Origin of the sequence: Glacieibacterium frigidum, assembly GCF_007097155.1 — a bacterium.
Taxonomy (GTDB): Bacteria; Pseudomonadota; Alphaproteobacteria; order Sphingomonadales; family Sphingomonadaceae; genus Glacieibacterium; species Glacieibacterium frigidum.
Map to the genome: position 1 here is coordinate 467,324 of NZ_VJWA01000001.1, position 23,432 is coordinate 490,755.

Annotated in this window: 30 protein-coding genes; 21 read left to right on the forward strand and 9 right to left on the reverse strand. The window is 68.9% G+C overall.

The window, feature by feature from the left end:
* The first annotated feature begins 247 nt into the window (after positions 1 to 247).
* From FMM06_RS02235 to FMM06_RS02250, 4 genes are all read left to right on the forward strand, one after another.
* A complete protein-coding gene (locus FMM06_RS02235) occupies positions 248 to 1,525 on the forward strand; it encodes an N-acetylmuramoyl-L-alanine amidase (protein ID WP_143554592.1) in 1,278 nt (425 codons plus the stop codon).
* A 40-nt stretch (positions 1,526 to 1,565) separates the two neighbouring features.
* The gene (locus FMM06_RS02240) at positions 1,566 to 2,411 is read left to right on the forward strand and encodes a diacylglycerol/lipid kinase family protein (protein WP_185965004.1); all 846 of its coding nucleotides are present in this window, start codon (positions 1,566 to 1,568) and stop codon (positions 2,409 to 2,411) included.
* Positions 2,408 to 3,136 carry a metallophosphoesterase family protein gene (locus tag FMM06_RS02245; protein ID WP_143554594.1) on the forward strand — a complete coding sequence of 243 codons (729 nt, stop codon included), beginning with the start codon at positions 2,408 to 2,410 and terminating at the stop codon, positions 3,134 to 3,136. The genes FMM06_RS02240 and FMM06_RS02245 overlap by 4 nt, the downstream gene beginning before the upstream one ends.
* Before the next feature lie 63 nt (positions 3,137 to 3,199).
* Positions 3,200 to 4,843 (forward strand): acetolactate synthase large subunit, encoded by a 1,644-nt coding sequence (locus tag FMM06_RS02250; protein ID WP_143554595.1) that lies wholly within the window; start codon positions 3,200 to 3,202, stop codon positions 4,841 to 4,843.
* Between the two features lie 11 nt (positions 4,844 to 4,854).
* Here the strand turns inward: FMM06_RS02250 and FMM06_RS02255 are convergent, their stop codons facing one another.
* Positions 4,855 to 6,120 (reverse strand): Y-family DNA polymerase, encoded by a 1,266-nt coding sequence (locus tag FMM06_RS02255; protein ID WP_143554596.1) that lies wholly within the window; start codon positions 6,118 to 6,120, stop codon positions 4,855 to 4,857.
* Positions 6,121 to 6,206: 86 nt separating this feature from the next.
* On the opposite strand from FMM06_RS02255, the gene FMM06_RS02260 reads away from it, so the two are divergent.
* Positions 6,207 to 6,935 (forward strand): queuosine precursor transporter, encoded by a 729-nt coding sequence (locus FMM06_RS02260; protein WP_143554597.1) that lies wholly within the window; start codon positions 6,207 to 6,209, stop codon positions 6,933 to 6,935.
* 32 nt (positions 6,936 to 6,967) lie between these two features.
* Positions 6,968 to 8,014, forward strand: a complete 1,047-nt coding sequence (locus tag FMM06_RS02265) for a hypothetical protein (protein ID WP_143554598.1) — start codon at positions 6,968 to 6,970, stop codon at positions 8,012 to 8,014.
* Here FMM06_RS02265 and purQ read toward each other — a convergent pair.
* Positions 8,011 to 8,676, reverse strand: coding sequence for a phosphoribosylformylglycinamidine synthase subunit PurQ (purQ, locus tag FMM06_RS02270; RefSeq protein WP_143554599.1), 666 nt, complete (start codon positions 8,674 to 8,676; stop codon positions 8,011 to 8,013). The two genes, FMM06_RS02265 and purQ, sit on opposite strands and share 4 nt — an antisense overlap.
* Positions 8,673 to 8,903 (reverse strand): phosphoribosylformylglycinamidine synthase subunit PurS, encoded by a 231-nt coding sequence (gene purS, locus FMM06_RS02275; RefSeq protein ID WP_143554600.1) that lies wholly within the window; start codon positions 8,901 to 8,903, stop codon positions 8,673 to 8,675. Before purS ends, purQ begins: the two co-directional genes overlap by 4 nt.
* An 80-nt stretch (positions 8,904 to 8,983) precedes the next feature.
* On the opposite strand from purS, the gene FMM06_RS02280 reads away from it, so the two are divergent.
* From FMM06_RS02280 to FMM06_RS02290, 3 genes are read left to right on the forward strand one after another with little or no spacing between them, the layout of a single operon-like run.
* Positions 8,984 to 9,325, forward strand: coding sequence for a DUF6152 family protein (locus FMM06_RS02280; RefSeq protein WP_143554601.1), 342 nt, complete (start codon positions 8,984 to 8,986; stop codon positions 9,323 to 9,325).
* Between the two features lie 4 nt (positions 9,326 to 9,329).
* Positions 9,330 to 9,791 (forward strand): hypothetical protein, encoded by a 462-nt coding sequence (locus FMM06_RS02285; protein ID WP_143554602.1) that lies wholly within the window; start codon positions 9,330 to 9,332, stop codon positions 9,789 to 9,791.
* Positions 9,788 to 10,318, forward strand: a complete 531-nt coding sequence (locus FMM06_RS02290) for a histidine phosphatase family protein (protein WP_143554603.1) — start codon at positions 9,788 to 9,790, stop codon at positions 10,316 to 10,318. Before FMM06_RS02285 ends, FMM06_RS02290 begins: the two co-directional genes overlap by 4 nt.
* A 14-nt stretch (positions 10,319 to 10,332) precedes the next feature.
* Here FMM06_RS02290 and FMM06_RS02295 read toward each other — a convergent pair whose 3' ends face one another.
* Together FMM06_RS02295 and purC are read right to left on the reverse strand one after the other, a co-directional pair.
* Positions 10,333 to 10,707 carry a hypothetical protein gene (locus FMM06_RS02295; RefSeq protein WP_143554604.1) on the reverse strand — a complete coding sequence of 125 codons (375 nt, stop codon included), beginning with the start codon at positions 10,705 to 10,707 and terminating at the stop codon, positions 10,333 to 10,335.
* A 4-nt stretch (positions 10,708 to 10,711) separates the two neighbouring features.
* Positions 10,712 to 11,491, reverse strand: a complete 780-nt coding sequence (purC, locus tag FMM06_RS02300; RefSeq protein WP_143554605.1) for a phosphoribosylaminoimidazolesuccinocarboxamide synthase — start codon at positions 11,489 to 11,491, stop codon at positions 10,712 to 10,714.
* 177 nt (positions 11,492 to 11,668) lie between these two features.
* Between purC and FMM06_RS02305 the strand changes: the two genes are divergently transcribed.
* The 4 genes from FMM06_RS02305 to FMM06_RS02320 are packed head-to-tail and all read left to right on the forward strand — an operon-like array spanning position 11,669 to position 13,333.
* Positions 11,669 to 11,983 (forward strand): DUF1476 domain-containing protein, encoded by a 315-nt coding sequence (locus FMM06_RS02305; RefSeq protein ID WP_143554606.1) that lies wholly within the window; start codon positions 11,669 to 11,671, stop codon positions 11,981 to 11,983.
* Positions 11,983 to 12,222, forward strand: coding sequence for a BolA/IbaG family iron-sulfur metabolism protein (locus FMM06_RS02310; RefSeq protein ID WP_143554607.1), 240 nt, complete (start codon positions 11,983 to 11,985; stop codon positions 12,220 to 12,222). The genes FMM06_RS02305 and FMM06_RS02310 overlap by 1 nt, the downstream gene beginning before the upstream one ends.
* Positions 12,223 to 12,228: 6 nt before the next feature.
* Positions 12,229 to 12,561, forward strand: a complete 333-nt coding sequence (grxD, locus tag FMM06_RS02315) for a Grx4 family monothiol glutaredoxin (protein ID WP_143554608.1) — start codon at positions 12,229 to 12,231, stop codon at positions 12,559 to 12,561.
* A gap of 28 nt (positions 12,562 to 12,589) precedes the next feature.
* Positions 12,590 to 13,333 (forward strand): hypothetical protein, encoded by a 744-nt coding sequence (locus FMM06_RS02320; RefSeq protein ID WP_143554609.1) that lies wholly within the window; start codon positions 12,590 to 12,592, stop codon positions 13,331 to 13,333.
* Here FMM06_RS02320 and hemF read toward each other — a convergent pair.
* The gene (gene hemF, locus FMM06_RS02325; protein ID WP_143554610.1) at positions 13,330 to 14,178 is read right to left on the reverse strand and encodes an oxygen-dependent coproporphyrinogen oxidase; all 849 of its coding nucleotides are present in this window, start codon (positions 14,176 to 14,178) and stop codon (positions 13,330 to 13,332) included. The two genes, FMM06_RS02320 and hemF, sit on opposite strands and share 4 nt — an antisense overlap.
* A gap of 119 nt (positions 14,179 to 14,297) precedes the next feature.
* Here hemF and petA point away from each other — a divergent pair, with 119 nt between their 5' ends.
* Genes petA through FMM06_RS02340 form a run of 3 tightly spaced genes read left to right on the forward strand, consistent with a single transcriptional unit; the run spans position 14,298 to position 17,032 of the window.
* The gene (gene petA / locus FMM06_RS02330) at positions 14,298 to 14,852 is read left to right on the forward strand and encodes a ubiquinol-cytochrome c reductase iron-sulfur subunit (RefSeq protein WP_143554611.1); all 555 of its coding nucleotides are present in this window, start codon (positions 14,298 to 14,300) and stop codon (positions 14,850 to 14,852) included.
* Positions 14,853 to 14,862: 10 nt separating this feature from the next.
* A complete protein-coding gene (locus FMM06_RS02335) occupies positions 14,863 to 16,203 on the forward strand; it encodes a cytochrome b (RefSeq protein WP_143554612.1) in 1,341 nt (446 codons plus the stop codon).
* Between the two features lie 13 nt (positions 16,204 to 16,216).
* Positions 16,217 to 17,032, forward strand: coding sequence for a cytochrome c1 (locus FMM06_RS02340; RefSeq protein WP_143554613.1), 816 nt, complete (start codon positions 16,217 to 16,219; stop codon positions 17,030 to 17,032).
* On the opposite strand, the gene FMM06_RS02345 is transcribed toward FMM06_RS02340, so the two are convergent.
* Genes FMM06_RS02345 through ubiA form a run of 3 tightly spaced genes read right to left on the reverse strand, consistent with a single transcriptional unit; the run spans position 17,029 to position 20,134 of the window.
* Positions 17,029 to 17,847 (reverse strand): 3'(2'),5'-bisphosphate nucleotidase CysQ, encoded by an 819-nt coding sequence (locus FMM06_RS02345; protein ID WP_235889023.1) that lies wholly within the window; start codon positions 17,845 to 17,847, stop codon positions 17,029 to 17,031. The two genes, FMM06_RS02340 and FMM06_RS02345, sit on opposite strands and share 4 nt — an antisense overlap.
* Positions 17,840 to 19,186, reverse strand: a complete 1,347-nt coding sequence (locus tag FMM06_RS02350; protein ID WP_143554614.1) for a TldD/PmbA family protein — start codon at positions 19,184 to 19,186, stop codon at positions 17,840 to 17,842. The genes FMM06_RS02345 and FMM06_RS02350 overlap by 8 nt, the downstream gene beginning before the upstream one ends.
* A gap of 27 nt (positions 19,187 to 19,213) precedes the next feature.
* Positions 19,214 to 20,134, reverse strand: a complete 921-nt coding sequence (gene ubiA, locus FMM06_RS02355) for a 4-hydroxybenzoate octaprenyltransferase (protein ID WP_143554615.1) — start codon at positions 20,132 to 20,134, stop codon at positions 19,214 to 19,216.
* A 97-nt stretch (positions 20,135 to 20,231) separates the two neighbouring features.
* Here ubiA and FMM06_RS02360 point away from each other — a divergent pair, with 97 nt between their 5' ends.
* From FMM06_RS02360 to FMM06_RS02380, 5 genes are all read left to right on the forward strand, one after another.
* Positions 20,232 to 20,975: a 16S rRNA (uracil(1498)-N(3))-methyltransferase gene (locus FMM06_RS02360; protein WP_268900659.1), complete on the forward strand. Its 744-nt coding sequence runs from the start codon at positions 20,232 to 20,234 to the stop codon at positions 20,973 to 20,975.
* Positions 20,976 to 21,073: 98 nt separating this feature from the next.
* On the forward strand, positions 21,074 to 21,682 hold the full coding sequence (gmk, locus tag FMM06_RS02365; RefSeq protein ID WP_144237034.1) for a guanylate kinase: 609 nt from the start codon (positions 21,074 to 21,076) through the stop codon (positions 21,680 to 21,682).
* 32 nt (positions 21,683 to 21,714) lie between these two features.
* A complete protein-coding gene (locus tag FMM06_RS02370) occupies positions 21,715 to 22,302 on the forward strand; it encodes a DUF4893 domain-containing protein (protein ID WP_143554616.1) in 588 nt (195 codons plus the stop codon).
* A 73-nt stretch (positions 22,303 to 22,375) separates the two neighbouring features.
* Positions 22,376 to 22,723, forward strand: a complete 348-nt coding sequence (clpS, locus tag FMM06_RS02375; protein WP_407925182.1) for an ATP-dependent Clp protease adapter ClpS — start codon at positions 22,376 to 22,378, stop codon at positions 22,721 to 22,723.
* Complete coding sequence (locus FMM06_RS02380; protein ID WP_235889025.1) at positions 22,720 to 23,391, forward strand: SDR family NAD(P)-dependent oxidoreductase; 672 nt, start codon at positions 22,720 to 22,722, stop codon at positions 23,389 to 23,391. Before clpS ends, FMM06_RS02380 begins: the two co-directional genes overlap by 4 nt.
* Positions 23,392 to 23,432: the final 41 nt, after the last annotated feature.

Here is a 23,432-nt window from a genome sequence, read left to right on the forward strand (position 1 = left end):
TTGGTGGCCCGAAACCGGGCCGGAGTGGTGCCCGTCCCAGAAGGCGGCTCGCCCTGGCATGAGCCCTTCGCAGGGCGGCCGGGGGTCGCGCGACCGCAGGGGTGCGGGCGACGGCGCTGACGAACCGCTGCTGTATCGCCGCTGGTTCCGCCGTGTGAACGATGCGTAGCAGCACATCTTGCGACCGACAAGCGCGCGCGCTTTGCCGAGTTGCCGCCGGCGGGTGCGGGCGGTAACCCTGACCGCAATGCGCATCCTTGCCCTGTCGATGCTGCTGCTGTGCACCGCCCCCGCGGCGGCGCAGACCCCGGTGCGGGCGGGCGCACTGCGTGCCGCCGCCGAGAGCGTGACCGTCGAGCTGAACGGAGTGGTGACGGCGCGCGTGCTGGCGCTCGAATCGCCGCTGCGGCTGGTCGTCGACCTCGGCGGCGTCGATGCGGCGCGGGCAACCGCGGCGGGTGGCGGCGCGGTCATGCTGGCGCGGATCGGGCCGTTCGACCCCGCGACGGCGCGGCTGGTCATCGCGCTGCGCCGCCCGATGCGGATCGCGGTGGCGGTGCAGGACCGCGACTTCGGCCTGACGCTGAAGCTCGTACCGGCGAGCGCTGCCGACTTTACCGCTGCCGCCAAGTCCGGACGCCGCCCGCTGACCGTCATCCAGACGAAGCCTGCCGCCCCGCCGCGCCCGCCGGGGGGTAACATCCCCAACGCCGGCGACCCCGGTGGCCCCGTCGTGACACCCGATTTCGACCTGCCCGCCGACGTCTTCGGCCCGCCGCCGGCCGCGACCACGCCGGCACCGCCGCGCCCTGCACCACCGAAGGACGACCGGCCGCGCACCCGCCCGGGCGTCAAGCCGCTCGTCGTCATCGATGCCGGCCACGGCGGCAAGGACGTCGGCGCGATCGCCGTCGACGGCGGCTACGAAAAGAACGTGACTCTCGCCATCGCGCGTGCCGCGGCGCGCGCGCTCGAACGCGGCGGCAAGGTGCGCGTCCACCTGACGCGCGGCGACGACCGGTTCATCCCGCTGGGCGGGCGCGTGACGATTGCCCGCAGCAAGCGCGCCGACCTGTTCATCTCGGTCCATGCCGACGCCGCGCCGAACGCGCTGGCGCGGGGCGCGACGGTCTACACCCTGTCGGAGGTCGCGTCCGATGCCGCCGCCGCCCGGCTGGCGGCACGCGAGAACCGCGCCGACATCATCGCGGGCGTCAACCTGGGGGTCGAGGCACCTGAGGTCGAGGGCATCCTGCTCGACCTGCTGCGCCGCAGTACGCTGAACGGCGCCGCGGCCTTTGCCGACCTGCTGCAGGACGAGCTCGACGACGACATCGGCTTCCGCAAGAATTTCCGCGGCTTTGCGGGTTTTCGCGTGCTCAAGGCGACCGAGATTCCCTCGGTGCTGCTCGAAACCGGCTATGTCTCGAACAGCGAGGATGCCGAAATGCTGTTCTCGCGCACGGGCCAGCGCAAGATCGGCGAGGGCATCGCGCGCGCGGTCGAAGCCTATTTCCGCCGCTAGGCGCAGGAACCCCGACGTGCCGCGCGCGCTTGGAGCGACGATGACCGATAGCCCGACACCCGCCCGACCGCTGGCCCGCGTCTGGCTCGTCGTCAACGCAGGCTCGGGATCGACCGACGCGGCGGTGATCGAGGGGCTGACCGTGGCGCTCGGCACGCGCGGCGTCGCGGTCGCCGGCACCACCGATTTTCCCGAACAGGCACTGCCCGATGCGGCGCGGCTGCGTGCGGCTGACGCCGACACGCTGCTGATCTGCGGAGGCGACGGTACGATCAACGCGGCGTGGAGCGCCGCCGACGACTGGGAGGGCCAGTGCGTCGTGCTGCCCGGCGGGACAATGAACGGGCTGGCCAAGGCGCTGCATGGCGACAACGGCCGCGATGCGATCCTCGATGCGGTAGCGACCGCGACCCTGGTCAACCCGCCCACCGCCAGCACGGGTGTGTATCACGCGCTGGTCGGCGTCATTCTGGGGCCCGCCGCATCGTGGGTGCGGGCGCGCGAGGGGGTGCGGAAGGGTCGCTTCATCCGCGCCATGCGCGCCGCGCGGCTGGCCTGGGCGCGGTCGTTCGGACGGACGATCCGCGTCGCCAGGACTGCCGGCAAGCACCGCGCGGTGATCGTCACCCCTGGCGAGACGGGGCTGGAGGTCGCGACGATCAGCGCGGACGGAGTGACCGATGCGATCCGCCTCGGCTGGCAATGGCTGCTCGGCGACTGGCGCACCGCGCCCGGCGTCGCAGTCACCACCACCGACAGCGTGACCCTGCTCGGTCACCGCAAGGTCCGCGCGCTGTTCGACGGCGAGCCCGCGATGCTGCCTAGCCCGGCCGTGGTGCGTTTCGGGCGCACGCGCCTCAAATTTGTCCGGACAAAGCCCGCATGACGCGCATCTTCCACGTCAGCGACGTGCATTTCGGCACCGAGGACCGGGCAGCCCTCGACTGGTTCGCGGAAACCGTCCGCGCCGAGCAGCCCGACCTCGTACTGCTGACCGGCGACCTGACTGCTGCGGCACGGCGCAGCGAGTTCGCCGCCGCGAGTGCCTGGCTCGACACGCTGGGCGTTCCGATCCGCATCGAGCCCGGCAACCACGACCTGCCCGTCTACAGCCCGTTCATGCGCCTGTTCGACCCCTATGCCCGGATGCGGCGGATGTATGCGCGCTTCCACAAGCCGCTCGACCTGCCCGGCGTGACTTTGGTGTCGCTGAAGACCACGGCGCGGGTGCAGCTGCGGCGCAACTGGTCGCTGGGCCGTGTCGGACGCGATGCGCTGGCGCGGACGCTGCGGGCCTTGCGCGGTCACGACCCCGACACGCTGGCGATCGTCGCGTGCCACCATCCGCTCGTCGAGGCAGGCACGCGGACCCGCGGCGGCACGCACGGCGGCGTCGGCGCGATCGCTGCGCTGGCTCAGGCAGGCGCGCATGCGGTGTGCACCGGCCATGCCCATGACCCCTTCGACCGGCTGTGGACCGACGGCAAGTACAGCGTCCGGATGATCGGTGCCGGCACCTTGTCCGAGCGCGTCCGCGACACGCCGCCGTCGTTCAACGAGCTGCGGATCGTCGACCGCCAGCTGACCGTGACGGTCCGCACCGCCGGCTGAATCGGGCTTCCCCCGCGCGAACGTTGCGGGCACAACGACGCAAGGCCCCGGGGGGAACGCGACATGACCAAGGCATCCGATCTGCTGGTGCAATGCCTCGAAGGCGAGGGTGTCGAATATGTCTTCGGCGTGCCCGGCGAGGAGAATCTCGATTTCCTCGACAGCCTGTCGCGCAGCACCAAGATCAAGTTGATCCTGACGCGCCACGAGCAGGGCGCGGGCTTCATGGCGTCGACCTATGGCCGCCACACCGGCAAGGCGGGGGTGTGCGTCGCGACGCTCGGCCCCGGCGCGACCAACTTCGTGACCGCCGCCGCCTATGCCTTCCTCGGTGGCATGCCGATGCTGATGATCACCGGCCAGAAGCCGATCAAGAAGTCGAAGCAGGGCCGTTTCCAGATCCTCGACGTCGTCGACATGATGCGTCCGATCACCAAGTACACGCACCAGCTCGCGTCGGCCGACAATATCCCCGCCCGCGTCCGCGAGGCGATGCGGCTGGCGCAGGAGGAAAAGCCCGGCGCGACGCATCTCGAACTGCCCGAGGATATCGCCCACGACCCGACCGACGCGACGCCGATCCCGCCGAGCTTTGCCAGGCGGCCGGTGCCTGACGCCAAGGCCATTCGCGAAGCGGTCAAGGCGATCGAAGCGGCGAAATCGCCGGTGCTGGTGATCGGCGCGGGCGCCAACCGCACGATGACCTCGCGCATGCTCGGCCAGCTGATCGACAAGACCGGCATCCCGTTCCTGACCACCCAGCTCGGCAAGGGTGTCATCGACGAGCGCCACCCGAAATTCCTCGGCTGCGCGGCATTGTCATCGGGCGATTTCGTCCACGCCGCGATCCGCCACGCCGACCTGATCGTCAACATCGGCCACGACGTGATCGAGAAGCCCCCCTTCTTCATGGCCGCCGGCGGCACGACGGTGATCCACATCTCGAACAAGTCGGCCGAGGTCGACCCCGTCTATTTCCCGCAGATCGAGGTGATCGGCGACATCGCCAACGCCGTCTGGCAGATCAAGGAAGACATCGTCCCCAAAGGCTGGGATTGCAGCAAGATGCTCGCGGCGCGGGCCGCCGAGGTCGCCCACCGCGACGCCGCGATCGGCGACATGCGGTGCCCGATCTACCCGCAGTATCTGGTCGACCAGGTGCGGAAAGCCATGCCCAGCGACGGCATCATCGCGCTCGACAACGGCGTGTACAAGATCTGGTTCGCGCGCAACTACATGGCGCACGCGCCGAACACCGTGCTGCTCGACAATGCACTGGCGACGATGGGCGCCGGCCTGCCTAGCGCGATGGCGTCGGCGATGGTCTACCCCGACCGCAAGGTCATGGCGGTCTGCGGGGATGGCGGCTTCATGATGAACAGCCAGGAGATGGAGACCGCCTTCCGCCTGGGGGTCAACATCACCGTGCTGATCCTGAACGACAACAGCTACGGCATGATCCGCTGGAAACAGGCGAACATGGGATTTGCGGACTGGGGCTTGACCTACGGCAACCCCGATTTCGTCAAGTATGCCGAGAGCTACGGCGCGACCGGCCATCGCGTGACCAGCGCCGAGATGCTGCCGGGGCTGCTGGAGCAGTGCCTGAACGCCAAGGGCATCCAGCTGATCGACTGCCCGATCGACTATGCCGACAACGACCGAATCCTGAACAAGGACATCAAGGAGCTTAGCGCGGCGTTGTAGACGCTGCGAGCCTACTCGCTGAACTCCGCCAGCTCCGGGATCCGCGTGAACGCGATCTTCGGCCCCGAACTTCGCGTCGCCCCCCGCGCGTCGTGCCCGATCGTCACGGCATCGCGGCCCCAGCGGTTGTTGACCTTGTCGAGGGCGTGGCTGAGCGACAGGCGCCGGGCCTCGGTCGCGGCGCTGATGCTCGTGCCGGCGTCGAACAGCGCGAGTTGCGCCTCGCTGGCGGGCGACAGCTCGAGGAAGGTCACCGAGACCTGGCGGTAGCGATGCTCCGCCATCTCGCCCAGCATCCGCGCCCACAGCCGGTCGAGCACCGACAACAGGGTGAAGCTGTCCTGCGCCGCGACAAGCCGCGACCCATGCGACCATTTCGTCTTGTCCTCGCCCTTAACCGTCAGCACCATGAGCGATGTGCGGCACTCCATGCGGCGCAGGCGCGTCGCGGCCTTCATCAGCAGGCGGCGCGCAACCAGCCGCGCGCGGTCCGGGGCGCGGCGGTCGGGACCCAGCACGTGGCTGTGGCCGATGGTGCGCCGCTGCGTCGGGCGTTCGGGCAGGTCGGCGCCGCGCAGCATCCAGTGCAGCCGCTCGCCCCAGACATTGCCCCAGACCTCGCGCGCCTCGCGCGGGTCGAGTGACAGTATCCGCGCCATGTCGACCACGCCCTTCATGGCGAGGCGCTTCTCCATGTTCTTGCCGACCCCCGGGATGTCGCCGGGCTTGAGCTCGCACAGCCGCCGATGCAGCGACGGCGCGTCGAGGATGGTCAGCCCGTCGGGCTTCTGCATGTCGCTGGCGATCTTGGCGAGCAGCCGGTTCGGCGCGACGCCGATCGACGATTTGAGCCACTCGCCGACGTTGGCCGCCACCCCCGCCTTGATGCGCGCAGCGAGCGCCGCGACCTGCGTCACCGAGTTCTCGTTGTCCATCAACCGGCACGCGACCTCGTCGATCGAGCAGACCGCGGTGACGGGGACGTGGGTCTCGATCTCGGCGATGATGCGGTGGTGGTAGCGGACATATTCCTCGTGCCGCGCCGGCACGACGATCAGGTCGCGACACATCGCCTTGGCCTGCCAGATCGGCGTGCCGGTCTTGATGCCGAAGGCCTTCGCCTCGTAGCTCGCGGCGATCGCGGCGGTCGAATCGGTGTGGACCGCCGCGACGGCGATCGGGCGGCCGCGCAGGTCGGGCTGCAACTGCTGCTCGACACTCGCGAAATACGAGTTGAGATCGAAATACAGCCAGCGAAGGGGCGGCGACTCGTCCACGCCGCGACACTAGCACAATCGGAACATAGATAGAACATGGTTGCGGGGGCGAGCCGACTTCGCCAAGGTCGTTTCGAGGGGGACGCATGGACAGCATCAAGCCCGTCGAGGCGGCCGCGCTGGGGGGGCGCCAGCTGCGCTACTACGACTTCGCGATGGCGGCGTTCGTCGCGATCCTGATCTGCTCGAACCTGATCGGCGCGGCGAAGCAGGCGACCTTCACGCTGCCCGTCGTCGGCCAGGTGATCTTCGGCGCGGGCATCCTGTTCTTCCCGCTCGGCTATGTGCTCGGCGACGTGCTGACCGAGGTCTACGGCTACGCCCGCGCCCGCCGCGTCGTCTGGGTCGGCTTCGCGGCGTCGATCTTCGCGGCCGCGATGGCATGGGTGGTGGTCGCGATGCCGCCCGCGCCGGGCTGGCCCGACCAGGCGGTGTACGAAAAGGCGTTCGGCAACACGCCGCGCATCTTTCTCGCGTCGATCCTCGCCTTCTGGGCGGGCGAGTTCGCCAACTCCTTCGTGCTCGCGAAGCTCAAGGTGCTGACCCAGGGCCGCATGCTGTGGACCCGCACGATCGGCTCGACGGTGGTCGGGCAGGGCGTCGACAGCCTGATCTTCTACCCGCTGGCGTTTCTGGGCGTCTGGGAGACCTCGCTGGTCGTGCAAGTCATGCTGACCAATTACCTGCTCAAGGTGCTTTGGGAGATCGTCCTGACCCCAGTCACCTACCGCGTCGTCGCGGCATTCAAGCGGGCCGAGGGGGTCGACGTGTTCGACCGGGCGACAGACTTCACGCCGTTCCGGGCGAAGGTGTGACGGCCGGAGGGTTCAAGCCCTTCAATGCCGTCTTGCTGAGCGATACCGCCACGCTCAGCCTGACCGGGCTGCTGGCCTATGTGGACAGCCACCGCGAGGCTTTCGTCGACGAGCGCGGGACGGGTGGACTGGTCGCCCTCCACGGTGCCGATCTCGCGACCGGGACGCTGCAATTCACCGACGGTGTCGCGCGGCTCGACGTGATGACGCCCCAGCAACTCGTGCTCGTGCTCGACATGGCTTCGACCCTCGGAGCGCGCGTCCGCGACGATCGCTTCGAGACGCTGATCGCGCCGGATACCCGCTATTGTCACCTCGACGACGCGACGTACCTGCGAACGATCTACTTGGCGCAACCGACTTTCGCCACGCGGGTCAGGCCGTGGCTGCACGCGGTTCTGATAATGCTGGGCACGCTGGTCTTGATCGTGCTGGCATCGGTGCCGTCGCTCCTGCAGGAGCCATGGCTGCGCCCGATGCTGCCGCGGGCGATCGTCCCCGAGATTTATCCGGAGGCGTCCGGGCCCGTCGTCGCGCGGCCTGCGCAACCTGGGCCGGCGAAGATCGTCATTCTGGTGCTCCCCGACTTCAACCCGGACCTCGCCGCCCGGCTGGGCGCTGGGCTGGGTGCCGAGCTTCGAGAGGCTGTTGCAGTCGAGTCGGCGCAAACCGGCACCTTGGATGGCTTCGAAGGGCAGGTCGATGCCAGCGACATCGTGACCCGGCTCGCAGGCGATCTGACATGGCTCCGGGAAGCCCATCCCGGCAGCCTGGTCATCGTGCTGACCAACGCCGATATCAACAACCGCGCCTGGTCGACGCGTTTCCTGTTTTCGGTGCATTTCTCGGGGGGTGCGGCACCGTGGAGCGTCGTTTCCGGCAGGCGGCTCTACACCATGAACGCGCTGTTCGACCGCACACTCGTCGAAAGTCGTCTGGAAAAGCTTTTGCTTCGGGCTGTCGGCGAACAGCTCCGGGGTCTGTCACGGACCACCGACCCGAGTGACCTCATGTACGCACCGCTATTGTCCGCGACGGATATCGACCGCCTGGAGGGGAAACTGCCCCCGGCGCCCTAGCCGAGCGCCGCGACCAGTCCGTCGAACATCCGCCGTCCGTCGGTGCCGCCGTGGGCGTCCTCGATAACGCGCTCGGGGTGGGGCATCAGGCCAAGGACGTTGCCCTGGTCGTTGACGATGCCCGCGATGCGGCGCGCCGAGCCGTTGACCGACTCGCCGTAGCGGAACACGACGCGGCCCTCGCCCTCGAGCCGGTCGAGCGTCGCGTCGTCGGCGAAGTAATTGCCGTCGTGGTGCGCGACCGGGATGCGGATCGTCTCGCCGGCGTCGTAGCGGCTGGTGAAGCTGGTCTGACTGTTGGCGACTTCGAGCGCCACGGTGCGGCAGACGAAATCGAGGCCGGCGTTGCGCATCAGCGCGCCCGGCAGCAGTCCCGCCTCGGTCAGCACCTGGAAGCCGTTGCAGACGCCGAGGACCGCGACGCCGCGCTCGGCCGCCGCGACGACGGCGCGCATGACCGGCGAGCGGGCGGACATCGCGCCCGAGCGCAGGTAATCGCCGTACGAGAACCCGCCGGGCAGCGCGATCAGGTCGAGGCCCGCGGGCAAGTCGGTGTCGCCGTGCCAGACCATCGCGGGCGCGACGCCGGTCGTCTCTCGCAGCGCCACGGCGAGGTCGCGGTCGCAATTCGACCCCGGGAAGACGACGACGGCCGTCTTCACAGCGTCTCCACGCGGAACGTCTCGATGACGGTGTTCGCCAGCAGCTTGCGTGCCATGTCTTCGATTGCTGCAGTCGGCGTACCGTCGGCGAGATCGAGTTCGATGACCTTGCCCTGGCGCACACCCTCGACGCCGTCGAAGCCGAGGCCGTTGAGGGCATGGTGGATGGCGCGGCCCTGCGGGTCGAGGACACCGGGCTTCAGGGTGACGGTGACACGGGCTTTCATGGCGCGCGGTTTAGGCGCGCGCGCTGGAACCGGCAAGCGCCTGCCGCTATTGTTGCGGCACGACCGCACTGGAGGTTCTCATGCGTATCGCTCTTTTCTCCGCCGCTCTCGCCGTCGCCGTGCCCGCTGCCGCGCACCACGGCTGGAGTTCGTACGACGCCGCTAGGGCGATCAAGGTCAGTGCGCCGGTCTCGGCCGTGACGTGGGGCAACCCGCACGGCACCGCGAAGGTCGCCTATCAGGGCAAGACCTGGGACGTCGTGCTCGCGCCGACGACGCGCATGGAGGCGCGCGGCCTGACGCAGGACATGCTGACCAAGGCCAAGTCGGTGACGCTCGAAGGCTATCCGCGCAGCGACGGCACTACCGAGATGCGCATCGAGCGCGTCATCGTCGGCGACAAGACCGTCGAGCTGCGCTGATCCCGTGGAGGCCGTCGCGCTCGACTGGGCGCGCGAAGTCGCGACCACCGGCCTGGCGCGCTGGGCGAGCGGGTCGGCCTATCCGTGGATCAATGTCGCGCATGTCCTGGGGCTGGTGCTGTTCCTCGGCAGCATCGCTGTCGTCGACCTGCGGGTTGCGGGTGCCTGGCCGCGCCTGCCGGCCGGTGAGTTGACCCGCGCGCTGACCCCGTTCGCAGTCGCGGGATTCGGGGTGATGCTGGTCAGTGGGGCGCTATTGTTCGCCGCCGATGCGCCCGCGACGGTCGCGTCGGCGGCGTTCCGCTGGAAGCTCGCGGCGATCGGGCTTGCGCTGCTCAATGCCGCGGCGTTCCGGTCGTGGTTCGCCGATGGCGCGAACAAGCGCGCCGCGGGCCTAATGGCGGTGGCATCGCTCTGCCTATGGGTGACGGTCGCCACGCTCGGCCGCATGATCGCCTACACATGAGGCGCTGGCTTCTGCTCCTGCTGTTGATCGCCGGCCCGGCGCAGGCCGATGAGGCGGGCTGGCGCGCCTTCCTCCAGCCGGGCACGCACGCGATCATGCGCCATGCCGAGGCACCAGGCACGGGCGATCCGCCGGGCTTCCGGCTTGACGACTGCGCGACGCAGCGCAACCTTAACGCCGCCGGACGCGCGCAGGCGGCGCGCATCGGCGCGGCGATCCGCGCCCGCAGCGTACCGCTGACTGCGGTTCTGACCAGCCAGTGGTGCCGCGCGACGGACACCGCGCGGCTGCTCGGCCTCGGCGCACCGCGCGCGCTGCCCGTACTCACCTCGTTTTTTGCGCAACCCGGTGCCGAGGCGCGCGCCACCGCAGCGCTCAAGGCCGCACTCGCCGGTCGCGGCAAGTCTTTGCTCGTCAGCCATCAGGTCAACATCACCGCGCTCACCGGTGTCTTCCCGGCGTCGGGCGAGATCGTCGTGTTCAGCCTGTCGCCCGGAGGCGCGGTGCGGGTCGAGGGCCGGATCTAGCCCGGCGACTGACACTATTCCGCCGGCTTGGCCTTGGCTTCGGCCTCGCGAGCCAGATCGGCGGCGTGTTTGGCGAGCGCCACCGGCGCAGCTGGTACGTCGGACTTCGCCCAAGGGTTCGAGCGCACGCAATAGCCGCTGTAGTCACCGCACTGGCGGACTTCGCCCGTCCGGCTGTCGACGACGACAATGACATTCTCATCGTCGCCGATCGTCGCCGCGTCCGGGTCCGCCGGCGGCGCGACCTTCATCTGCGACCACAACTGCCCGGCGGCGAAGGTACCGAGTCCGAGGTAGCGGCCGTGCCCGTCTGCTGTGGCGACGCCAGCCTTGTCGTTGCACCCTGCAACGAGCAGTGCGACCGCGGCGAGGACGATCGGCCCCCGCACGTGCCTACTTCCCGCGTGCCTTGCGATGCTCGTCCATGTCGAGCACGGTCGACACCACGCCTTCGGGCAGCAGGCCGAGGCGGCGGGCGACTTCCTGATAGGCCTCGACTTCGCCGCCGAGGTCCATGCGGAAGCGGTCCTTGTCCATCTTCTCGTTGGTCTTCATGTCCCACAGGCGGCAGCCGTCGGGGCTGATCTCGTCGGCGAGGATGATGCGGCTGAAGTCGCCTTCGTACAGGCGGCCGAACTCCAGCTTGAAGTCGACCAGGCGGATGCCGACGCCGGCGAACAGCCCGGCCATGAAGTCATTGATGCGGATCGCCAGGTCGGCGATGTCGTGCATCTCGTCCTGGCTGGCCCAGCCGAACGCCGAGATATGCTCCTCGGTGACCATCGGGTCGCCGAGCGCGTCGTCCTTGTAATAATATTCGATGATCGTGCGGGGCAGCGGCGTGCCGTCTTCCATGCCGAGGCGCTTGGCGAGGCTGCCGGCGACAACGTTGCGGACGACGACCTCGACCGGCACGATCTCGACCTGGCGGACAAGCTGCTCGCGCATGTTGAGGCGGCGGATGAAGTGGGTGGGCACGCCGATCGTGCCGAGCAGCGTGAACAGATGCTCCGAAATACGGTTGTTGAGCACGCCCTTGCCGCTGATCGTGCCCTTCTTCTGGGCATTGAAGGCGGTGGCGTCGTCCTTGAAATACTGGATGATCGTGCCGGGCTCGGGGCCTTCGTACAGGATCTTGGCCTTCCCCTCATAGATCTGGCGGCGGCGGGACATGGGCGGGGCCTTCTTCGAATCGAACGCCCCGGCGCGGGCGTCAATGAACGCTGCGCGGCCGGGGCGGGGTTCCCTTCCACATAGCGCGGAGGTGCCCTTATGACAATGTTTGGCCCCCCAAGTTGAACCGGGCGGCGCGGCGCTCTATCTGGAGGTGAACCGCGACCGGGGAACCGCATGACCACGTTTGATACTCGCCAGAAAGCCTTCGAAGACAAGTTCGCGCGCGATGCGGACCTGCAGTTCAAGGTCACCGCACGGCGCAACCGCCTGCTCGGCCTGTGGGCCGCCGAGCGCCTGGGCATGACGCCCGAGGCCGCGTCGGACTATGCCAAGTCGGTCGTCGCCGCCGATTTCGAGGAAGCGGGCGAGGAAGACGTGTTCCGCAAGGTCGCCGCCGACCTGGGCGATGCCGCGACCGAGGCCGAGATCCGCGCCGCGATGCAGTCGACCTTCACCGAGGCGCAGCGCCAGTACATGGACGCTGCCTGATGGGCATGGCCGCCGCCGAGATCGAGGCGATGATCGTCGCCGCCATTCCGGGGGCGGCGGTGGAGATCACCGACCTCGCCGGCGACGGCGATCATTATGCGGCAAAGGTGGTGGCGGCAGCGTTCGTAGGCATGCCGCGCGTGCGGCAGCACCAGATGGTTTACAATGCGCTCGGCGGACGGATGGGCGGCGTGCTTCACGCGCTCCAGCTGACCACCGCCGCGCCGGCACAGGAGTGAGTTGAGATGGACGACCAGGTTCAGGCGCGCATCGGCGGCATCGTCGGTTCGAACGACGTCGTGCTGTTCATGAAGGGCACGCCGATCTTTCCGCAGTGCGGCTTCTCCTCGACCGCGATCCAGATCCTCGAGCGGCTCGGCGTCGAGTTCGAGACCGTCGACGTGCTGCGCGATCCCGAGGTGCGTGCCGGGGTGAAGATCTTCAGCGACTGGCCGACCGTGCCGCAGCTGTACGTCAAGGGCGAGTTCGTCGGGGGCTCGGACATCATGATGGAGATGTTCCAGTCGGGCGAGCTCGAGGAGCTGATGACCGACAAGGCCGTGGCTCGCGCGGCTTGATTGGCAGGACGGCCGTGCGGGCCGCCGGATGAAGAAACTCGACTTTGCCGAGGTGTGGCGCACGACCTTCGCCGACGTGCGTGCCAACGTGGGCCTCTACGGCACGCTGGCCGCGGCGTTCGTGCTGCTGCCTGCGATGGTCGTAGCGGTACTCGGACCCGGCGAGGCGCGCACCGTCGCCGACCTGAACGGCACGCGCCTGTTCGCGCAGCTCGTCGTGGCGCTGATCGGTGCGGTCGCGCAGCTGGCGATCATCGCGCTGGCATGCGGCACGGTCCCGACCCCGCGTGCAGCGCTGGCGCGCGGGTTCGCAGCACTGCCGGGACTGGCCGGCGCGTCGCTGCTGACCGCCTTTGCGATTTTGCCCGCGGTGCTGCTGCTTTCGGCGTCGCGCCAGGGCTATCCGGCGCTGCAGTTGGCTGGCCTCGTCGTCTTGCTGCCGGGCCTGTACGTGATCGTGCGGTTGACGCTTGCCGTGCCGATGCTGGCGACGCGGACCTTCGGGCCGGTGACCGCGCTGCGCGCCAGCTGGGCCGCGACGGCTGGCAACGGTTTCCGGATCTTCGGCTTTCTCGCAGCGATCGCGGGCTTGCTGTTGCTGGCCATGCTGCTCGCCGGGGGCGTCGCGGCGGCGCTCGGCTCGGTTTTCAAACTGGTCGGTGCGCCGCAGCTCGCCAATTTCGTTGTCGCGCTGATCTCGGCCGTGGTCCTGAGCGGCTACACCGTGGTCAATTCGGTCGGCCTGGCGACCCTGCTCAAGCGTCTCGCCTAGTCCCACTTCGCCAGCGGCGGCAGGCTCATCAGGATCGCATCGACATTGCCGCCGGTCTTCAATCCGAAGGTCGTGCCGCGGTCGTAGACCAGGTTGAATTCGGCATAGAGGCCGCGGTAGCGCAGCTGGACGTCACGCTCCGCGGCAGTGAACGCGCGGTCCATGTTGCGCCGCACGAGCATGGGGAAGGTCTGGAGCAGCGTGCGTCCGACATCCTGCGTGAAGGCGAAGTTCGCCTCCCAGTCGCCTTCGAGGTGATCGTAGAAGATGCCGCCGACGCCGCGCCCGCGACCACGGTGCGGCACCCAGAAATATTCGTCGCACCATTTCGAGTAGCGGTCCCAATAGTCCGCTCCGTGGCGTCCGCAGGTCGTCTCGAAGGCCGCCTTGAAGTCGGCGGTATCGGCAGCGACCGGCAGTGCGGGGTTGAGGTCGGCACCGCCGCCGAACCAGCGCTTCGTCGTCACCAGCATGCGCGTGTTCATATGGACCGCCGGCACGTGCGGGTTCGCCATGTGCGCGACCAGGCTGATGCCCGTCGCGAAGAAGCGCGGGTCTTCGCTGGCACCGGGGATCTGCTTGGCGAACTCGGGCGAGAAGGTGCCGTGGACGGTCGAGGTGTTGACGCCGACCTTCTCGAACACGCGGCCCTTCATCACCGACATCACGCCGCCGCCGCCGGGCTCGCCGCTCGGATCGGGGCGGTCCCAGCTTGTCCGGACAAAGCGGCCGGGTGCGCCGCCGCTGCCCTCGTCCTCGAGGGCTTCGAAGGCTGCGCAGATCTGATCGCGGAGCGACTGGAACCACGCCTGGGCGCGCAACTGCTGATCGTCGAACTGTGTCATAAGCGCGTCATGGCGCGGCACACCGCTATCGACAAGCCACCCCGCGCCAAAATGCCCGTTGCGCAAGGGATGCATGAGCGTCTAACAGCCGCCTGACTAATTTCAGGGCAAACACCGCAATGGCAACCCAGCCGCACGACGACCTGACCGAAACGGGCGAGCGTCGCCGCGATTTCATCTACATCGCCACCGGCGCCTTCGCGGCCGCCGGTGCCGCCGTTGTGGTCTGGCCGCTGGTCAACCAGATGAACCCGTCAGCCGACGTGCTGGCGCTGGCGTCGATCGACGTCGACCTGTCGCCGATCCAGCCCGGCCAGGCGATCAAGGCGAGCTTCCGCGGCAAGCCGCTGTTCGTGCGCCGCCTGATGCCGGCCGAGATCGAGGCCGCCAACAAGGTGCCGGTCAGCGAGTTGCGCGATCCGCAGTCGCTTGCCGACCGCACCAAGCCCGGCAATGCCGAGTGGCTGATCACGCTGGGCGTCTGCACCCACCTCGGTTGCGTGCCGCTGGGCGCGGGCGAGGGCGAGAACCGCGGCGACTTCGGCGGCTACTTCTGCCCGTGCCACGGCTCGCACTACGATACCGCGGCGCGTATCCGCAAAGGCCCGGCACCGAAGAATCTCGAAGTGCCCGAATACGCCTTCAAGTCCCCCACTTCAGTCACCATCGGTTGAGGCGCACAGCATGAGCTTCCCCTGGGCCAAGCACTACGAACCCAAGAGCGGGTTCATGAAATACGTCGACAGCCGCCTGCCGATCCCGCGACTGGTCTACAACAGCCTCGGCGCCGGCTATCCGGTGCCGAAGAACCTGAATTATTTCTACAATTTCGGCGTGCTCGCCGGCGTCGCGCTGGTCATCCAGATCATCACCGGCATCGTGCTGGCGATGCACTACGCCGCCAACGCCAAGATCGCGTTCGACAGCGTCGAGCACATCATGCGCGACGTCAACGGCGGCTGGATGATGCGCTACATGCACGCCACCGGTGCGTCGTTCTTCTTCATCGCGGTCTACATCCACATCTTCCGCGGCCTGTATTACGGCTCGTACAAGCCCCCGCGCGAGGTGTTGTGGCTGCTCGGCCTCGTCATCTTCCTGCTGATGATGGCGACCGCGTTCATGGGCTATGTGCTGGTCTGGGGGCAGATGAGCTTCTGGGGTGCGACGGTCATCACCGGGCTGTTCTCGGCCCTGCCGCTCGTCGGCGAGACCATCCAGACGTGGCTGCTCGGCGGCTTCGCGCCCGATAACGCGACGCTCAACCGCTTCTTCTCGCTTCACTATCTGCTGCCGTTCGTGACGCTGGGTGTCGTCATCCTGCACGTCTGGGCGCTGCACATCCCGGGGTCGAACAACCCGACCGGCATCGACGTCAAGTCGGAAGCCGATACCGTGCCGTTCCACCCCTACTACACCGCCAAGGACTTCTTCGGCCTGGGCGTGTACCTGACGATCTTCGCGGCGGTGGTGTTCTTCTGGCCCAACGCGCTGGGCGAGGTCGACAACTACATCCCGGCGAACCCGCTCTCGACGCCGGCGCACATCGTCCCCGAATGGTATTTCTGGCCGTTCTACGCGATCCTGCGCGCCTTCACCGTGGACTTCCTGTTCATCCCGGCGAAGCTGTGGGGCGTCATCGCGATGTTCGCGGCGATCCTGCTGCTGTTCTTCCTGCCGTGGCTCGACACCTCGCCGGTGCGTTCGAACAACTATCGGCCGATGGCGAAGATCGCCTTCTGGGTGTTCTTTGCCGACATCATCCTGCTGGCGATCTGCGGCGGCAAGCCCGCCGAGGAGCCGTGGGTGCGGCTCAGCCAGCTCGCGTCGGTCTACTACTTCGCGCACTTCCTCATCATCCTGCCGATCCTGAGCCGGATCGAGCGACCGCTGCCGTTGCCCAATTCGATCTCGGAGGCCGTGCTCAAGCGCCAGACCAACGTCGGTGCGCCTGCGTCGCAGCAGCTGCCGGGGGCGGGGATCGCCGAGATGCCGGCGACCGGCCGCGCGCAGCCGGCCGAATAAGGGGCATTCGATAATGGTTAAGCTCATTGCCGCAGCTATCGGCGCGATCTTCTGCGCTGCGCTGCTGTGGGGCGCGGTCCAGCCGCGTGACGCGGTCGTGCCCGATCTGGTCAAGAAATATTATCAGCACGCCGAGCCGGCGGGTTTCAGCTTCGACAATCCGATCGTCGGCAAGTTCGACCGTGCGCAGCTGCAGCGCGGCTTCCAAGTCTACAAGGAAGTCTGCTCGGGCTGCCACTCGCTCAATCGCGTGGCGTTCCGCACCCTGACCGACATCGGCTTCTCGGCCGCCGAAGTGAAAGCGATCGCCAAGCAGTACGACATTCCGTCGCTCGACGCCGCGGGTGAGCCGACGACGCGCAAGGGCCTGCCTTCGGACAATTTCTACGGCCCGTACGCCAATGACGACGCCGCGCGTGCCGCGAACAACAACGCGCTGCCGCCCGACCTGTCGCTGATCGGCAAGTCGCGCGAGGGTGGTGCGAACTACGTTCACGCGCTGCTGATCGGATATAAGGAGACGCCGCCCAAGGATTGGACGACGCCCGATGGCCTGTATTTCAACGTGCACTTCCATTCGCTCAACATCGCGATGCCGCCGCCGCTGAACCCCGACCAGGTCACCTACGTCGACGGCACCAAGGCGACCGTCGACCAGATGGCAAAGGACGTCGCGGCGTTCCTGATGTGGACTGCCGAGCCCAAGCTGGAGGAGCGTCGCCGCACCGGTGTCGGCGCGGTGATCTTCCTGATCATCCTGACCGGCCTCGCCTATCTCAGCTATGCACGCGTCTGGCAGAGCGTGAAGGCGAAGAAGACCCAGGTCTAACGCCGCCGCGCGGCCAGTGCCGCCAGCCCCGCGTTCAGCCGGCGCCTGCACTCCTCGTGCAGCGCCGGCGTCGCGGCAACCACGCCGACGATGACCGGATCGGGCTGGTTGAAGCGGAGCGGCTGCCCGGCCCGGTCGGTGATCAAGCCGCCCGCCTCGGTCAGGATCAGCGCGGCAGCCGCCAGGTCCCACTCGTTGACCGTCCGCCCCTCGAGCCATGCATCGCACTCGCCACTCGCGACCTTGGCGGTTCGCAGCGCGATCGAGTTGGGACGCTCGACGGCGATCGCATCCCAGGGCTCGGGCCACCATTGCGCGTGCAGGTTGTGCGGCTCGATCGGCAAGCCGAGACCGGCGAGGTCGTGGCGCCCGCTGACCGCGAGCCGCACGCCGCCCAGATGCGCGCCGCGCCCCGCGACCGCGACGAACAGCTGCCCGCGCACTGGCGCCGCGAGCGCCGCGAGCACCGGCCGGCCCGCCTCGATCAGCGCCACCGACACTGCCCAGCCGTCGCGCCCTCGGATGAAGTCGCGCGTGCCGTCGATCGGATCGACGACCCACACACGGTCGCGCGTCAGCCGGTCGGGCGCGTCGGCGGTCTCCTCCGACAGCCATCCATAGCCGGGGCGCGCGCCGAGCAGCCGGTCCTTCAGATAGGCATCGACCGCGAGATCGGCGTCGCTGACCGGATTGCCCGGTGACTTGTCCCAAACCGTATTGTCGGCGCGGAAATAGCGCATCGCCAGTTCGCCCGCTGCACGGGTGGCGCGCACCAGCAGCGCGAGGTCGTCGCCGGTATCGGGCGCGTCAGGCACCGGCGAGCGTCATCCCCTCGATGCGCAGCGTCGGCACGTTGGTCGCATGACGGAACACGAGGTCATCGGCGGCAGCGAGGTTCGCGAACATGTCCTTCAGATTGCCCGCGATGGTCACCTCGGCGACCGCTTCACCCAGTTCGCCGTCCTCGATGACGAAGCCGCTGCAGCCGCGCGAATAATCGCCGGTCAGCCCGTTGACCCCCATGCCAATCAGTTCGGTCACGTACAGCCCGCGCCCGATCCCGCGCATCAGGTCGGCCGCCGTACCGCTGCCGCCGCTGAGGTGCAGGTTCGCCGGTCCGGCGCCCGGCGCTCCGCTTGTGCCGCGCACCGCATGGCCCGTCGGCGCGAGGCCGAGCTGACGCGCGCTCGACGCGTCGAGCAGCCACTGGGACAGCACGCCGTCGCGGATGATCGGCGTCGGCGTCGTCGCCAGCCCTTCGCCGTCGAACGGACGCGAGCGCAGCCCGCGGATGCGGTGCGGATTGTCGGTGACCTGGATGCCGGGCGCGAAAATCTGCGTGCCAAGTGCGTCGAGCAGGAAGCTCGTGCGCCGCGTGATCGACCCGCCGCCGATCGCCCCGATCAGATGGCCGAGCAGGCTGCTGCCGACGCGCGGATCGAACACCACGGTCAGCGACTGGGTCGCCAGCTTGCGCGGGTTGAGGCGGCGGACTGCGCGCTCACCGGCGCGGCGGCCGGTGGTTTCGGCGTCCTCGAGGTCGGCGAGGTGGCGCACGCTGTGATAGGCATAGTCGCGCTGCATCGCCTCGCCCGCGCCCGCGAGCACGCTCGCCGACACGCCGTAGCTGGTGCCGCGATAGCCCTGCGCGAAGCCGCCCGAGGTCGCGAGCGCGGTCACCGCACGTCCGGCGCTGGCACCGCCGCCTTCGGAATTTGTCACGCCTTCTACCGCACGCGCGGCGTCCTCGGCAGCGAGGGCTGCGCTTTTGAGCGATTCGGACGACGGGTCGCCGCCGTCGTCGAGGTCGAGGTCGGGGGCGGCGGCGCGCAGCAGCCGCTCCTCGGGGGCGAGGCCGGCGAACTGGTCCTCGCTCGCCTCGCGCGCCATCGCCAGCGCACGCTCGACGACGAGGCCGAGGCCGGCGGGCGACAGGTCGGAGGTCGAGACGCTGGCGACGCGCTGCCCGACGAAGACGCGAAGGCCGACCTCCTCGCCTTCGGACCGCTGGATATCCTCGAGGACGCCGAGGCGCACGCCGACCTGGGTCGAGGCGTCGCCGATGTACACCGCGTCGGCAGCGGTCGCGCCGCCCGCCTTTGCGGCCGACAGGGCATGGGTCAGGCGATCGAGCGCGGCATCGACGGTAAGCATCGCCGGGATGTAGGGCGGCGAGGGGGGCTAGGCCAGCCCCACGACGGCGAGGCCTGCGAACACCAGTGCACCCGCGACCCGGTTCGACCGGAACAGGCGCAGCGTGTTGGCAGTCGAGCGGTCCCCCAGCGACGCGACCTGCCAGGCGAAGTGCATCGCCGCCGGCAGCAGCGCGAACAGCGCGAGGGGGTCGGGGAACATCTGCCAGACCGCGACCGCGAGCAGGATCATCGTCGCGGCGTAGAACAGCCCTACGCCCGTTCGCGCCTGCGGCCCGAGTGCCCGCGCGCTCGATTTGATGCCCGCCAGCGCGTCGTCCTCGATGTCCTGCAGCGCGTAGATCGTGTCGTACCCCAGCGTCCAGGCGATGCCTGCGGCGTACAGCGCCGCCAGCCCCCACGACGGCTCGGCGACCGCCACCCATGCCACCGGTATCCCCCAGTTGAAGGTCAGGCCCAGCCACGCCTGCGGCCACCAGGTGATGCGCTTCATGAACGGATAGGCGGCGACCAGCCCGAGGCTGGCGAGTGCCACCAACTGCGCCTGCCACCTGAGTTGCAGCAGCACGACCAGCCCGATCAGGCTGAGCGCCACGACCCAGGCGAAGGCGGCGCGGCGCGACACGCGCCCGCTGGCGATCGGACGGTCGCGTGTCCGGACAACCTGCGCGTCGAGGTCGCGGTCGACGATGTCGTTGTAGACGCACCCCGCGCCGCGCATCGCCGTGGCACCCAGCAGGAACCACAGCAGCAGCGGCCAATCCTCGCGCAGGCCCCCCGCCAGCGCCAGTCCCCAGGCGCACGGCCAATACAGCAGCCACGTCCCTGCTGGCCGGTCGAGCCGCGCCAGGCGCGCATAGTCGCGCATCCCCTGCGGCAGCCGGTCGATCCACGAGGTTTCCGCGTCGGGGGTGGCGATGCTAGGCACGCTGCCATCTACTGTCGTCATGCTGGCGAACGCCAGCACCCACGGCCGCTCAAGGCTCGACACTTTGGGCGCGGGGGACGATGGGTGCTGGCGTTCGCCAGCATGACGGGGTGAAGATTTGAGCAGGACCAGCGACACTCTGCCCGCCAGCACGCCGCGCCTGTTCGTCGATGCGCCGATGAGCGAGGGTGCCCACGTCACGCTGCCCGCGCCAGCGTCGCACTACCTCGGCGGTGTCATGCGGCTGGGGGAGGGCGACGCGGTCAAGCTGTTCGACGATTCGACCGGCGAGTGGCTGGGGCGCGTCGAAGGTGGGACGCGCAAGGCGCTCGGCGTGCGGCTGGTCGAGCAGCTGCGGCCCCGCGAGGCGGTCGCCGACCTGTGGCTGTGCGTCGCGCCGTTGAAGCGCGGGCGCATCGACTGGGTCGCCGAAAAGGCCTGCGAATTGGGCGTCGCGCGGCTTGTGCCGGTGCTGACCGCGCGCACCGTCGTCGACAAGCTCAACCTCGACCGGTTGCGCGCGCACATGGTCGAGGCGGCCGAGCAGTGCGGGCGTACCGCGCTGCCCGAACTCGCCGAGCCCGTGAGCCTCACCGCGCTGCTGAATGGCTGGAACCCGGCTCGAACGCTGATTTTCGCCGATGAGGAGGGCGGCGCGCCACTTGCCGCGACCCTGCGCGACTGCCCCGCGCCCGCGGCGATCCTCATCGGCCCCGAGGGCGGTTTCACCGACGCCGAGCGCGCCGCGATCCGCGCGCTGAACGCGGCACGGCCGGTCAGCCTGGGGCCGCGCATCCTGCGGGCCGATACCGCCGCCGCGGTCGCAGTCGGCGTCTGGCAGGCGGTGGTGGGCGAATCGTAGCGCCTGCGACCTTGCCGCCCCCGCGCCACCGTGCCACATCGCCTGCCTTGACCAAGTTCGCGCCCCCCACTGCCGCCGTGCCCGCGCGCCGCGGCCTGATGTTCGTGCTGTCGAGCCCCAGCGGCGCGGGCAAGACGACGATGTCGCGCCGCTTGATCGTCGACGATCCCGAGATCGTCATGTCGGTGTCGGTGACGACGCGCCCGCCGCGCCCCGGCGAGATCGACGGCCGCGACTATCATTTCATCGACGATGCCAAATTCGACGAACTGCTCGAGGCGGGCGAGCTGCTCGAATGGGCGACGGTGTTCGGCCACCGCTACGGCACGCCGCGCGAGCCCGTGCAGGACGCGCTGCACGCCGGCCGCGACGTGCTATTCGACATCGACTGGCAGGGCACGCAGCAATTGCAGCAGACCGACGCGGGCTCGGACCTGGTACGCGTCTTCATCCTGCCGCCCGGTATGGGCGAGCTCGAGCGGCGGCTGCGCTCGCGCGGCACCGACTCGGACCCCGTCATCGCGCACCGCATGCGCCGCGCCGCGACCGAGATCAGCCATTGGGGCGAGTACGACTATATCCTGATCAACGACGATCCCGACCTGTGCCTCGGCGAGATCCGCGCCATCCTGAAGGCCGAGCGCCTGGCCCGCCGACGGCAGATCGGGCTGGCGGGGTTCGTCCGCGACATGCTCGCGAAGACCTGAAACTCGCCGCAATCGCGGGATAACCTGCGTCTATGAAGCTCGTCGCCTTTGCCGTGCTCGTGTCGCTCGCCGTACCGGCCGTCGCCGGGCCGCAGCCGTGGCGGCGCGAAATCACCGAGACCGACCGCAAGCGCCTCGCCGGGCTTTGGCGTGCCTGGACCACGGCGCGCGCTCAGGTCGGCGCCGCCGGTCACTCGGACGCCTGGGCGAAGGAAGAGCCGCTGACCGACCCTGCCGCGGGCGCGGGCGGCGAGGCACCGCCGCCGGGCCGCTACCGCTGCCGCACCGTCAAGCTGGGCACGCGTACTGCGGGCATGCCCGTGTGGACGATGAGCGAGACCTATCCTTGCCGCGTCGAGCAGGTAGAGGGCGGCTTGCGCTTCGTCCGCGAGGGCGGGGCGCAGCGGACGGCGGGGCTGCTGTTCCCCGACGGCGACCGCCAGGTCTATCTCGGCGCGCTCAGCCTGGGCAGCGAGGGCGGGTTGTTCGACTATAACGCCGATGCCGAGCGCAATCAGGTCGGCGTGTTGCGGCGGCTGGGGGAGCGGCGCTGGCGGCTCGAGCTGCCGTGGCCGAAATGGGAATCGACGCTCGACGTGATCGACATCGTCCCCGCCTGAGGCGCCGCGCCACCCTTTTCGCGGGAACCTCGGGGGACTATATTGCGTCGTTCGAGACCCCGTCCGCGAGACCATGACTGCAATGATTTACAACGGCCCAGACCGCGACGACGATCGTGACGGCGACACCGGCGTCGGCATCGCGACCAAGACCAAGCCGAAGACCAAGCAGCCTGCGCTGTACAAGGTGCTGCTGCTCAACGACGATTACACGCCGATGGAATTCGTCGTGCTGACGCTGCAGCGCTTCTTCCGCATGACGATCGAGGATGCGACGCGGGTCATGCTGCATGTCCATCAGCGCGGCGTCGGCATCTGCGGTGTCTTCACTTACGAGATCGCCGAGACCAAGGTCAGCCAGGTCATCGACTTCGCGCGCGAGCACAACCATCCGCTCCAGGCGACGATGGAAAAGGATTGATCCTTCCGTCGTTCGGCCCCGACCTGCGCGCGGTCGTGGTCGGCGCGAGCGGCGGCATCGGCGGGGCGCTCGTTGAGGCCCTGGCGCTGCGCGGCGAGGTGACCGGTCTGACGCGCGCCGATCTTGACCTCACCGATCCGGCGTCGATCACTTCGGCAGCAGCGCGGATCGACAGGCCGCTGGACCTCGTCATCGTCGCGACGGGCTCGCTAGGTGCCCCCGAGAAGGCCCTCCGCGACCTGGACGCCACGCGTCTCGCCGACCAGTTCGCGGTCAACGCCATCGGCCCCGCGCTCGTCGCCCAGGCCTTCCTCCCGAAGCTGCGCACCGACCGCAGGACGGGGTTCGCCGTGCTATCGGCACGCGTCGGGTCGATCGCCGACAACCGGCTGGGCGGCTGGCACGCCTATCGAGCGTCGAAGGCCGCGCTCAACCAACTTGTCCGGACAATGGCGATTGAGCACGCGCGCCGCTGCCCGCTCGGGGTCTGCGTCGCGCTGCACCCGGGGACGGTCGACACCGGGCTGTCGGCGCCGTTCCAGCGCGGGGTGCGTGAGCTGTTCACGCCAGCGGTAGCGGCGGGACACCTGCTGACGGTGCTCGACGGTCTGCAGCCGGCGGATACGGGCGGGTTCTTCGCCTGGGACGGCAGCGCGATCGCGTTCTGAATCGATGCCCCGGGCACATGGCTGTGCCTCACTGGTGCAAC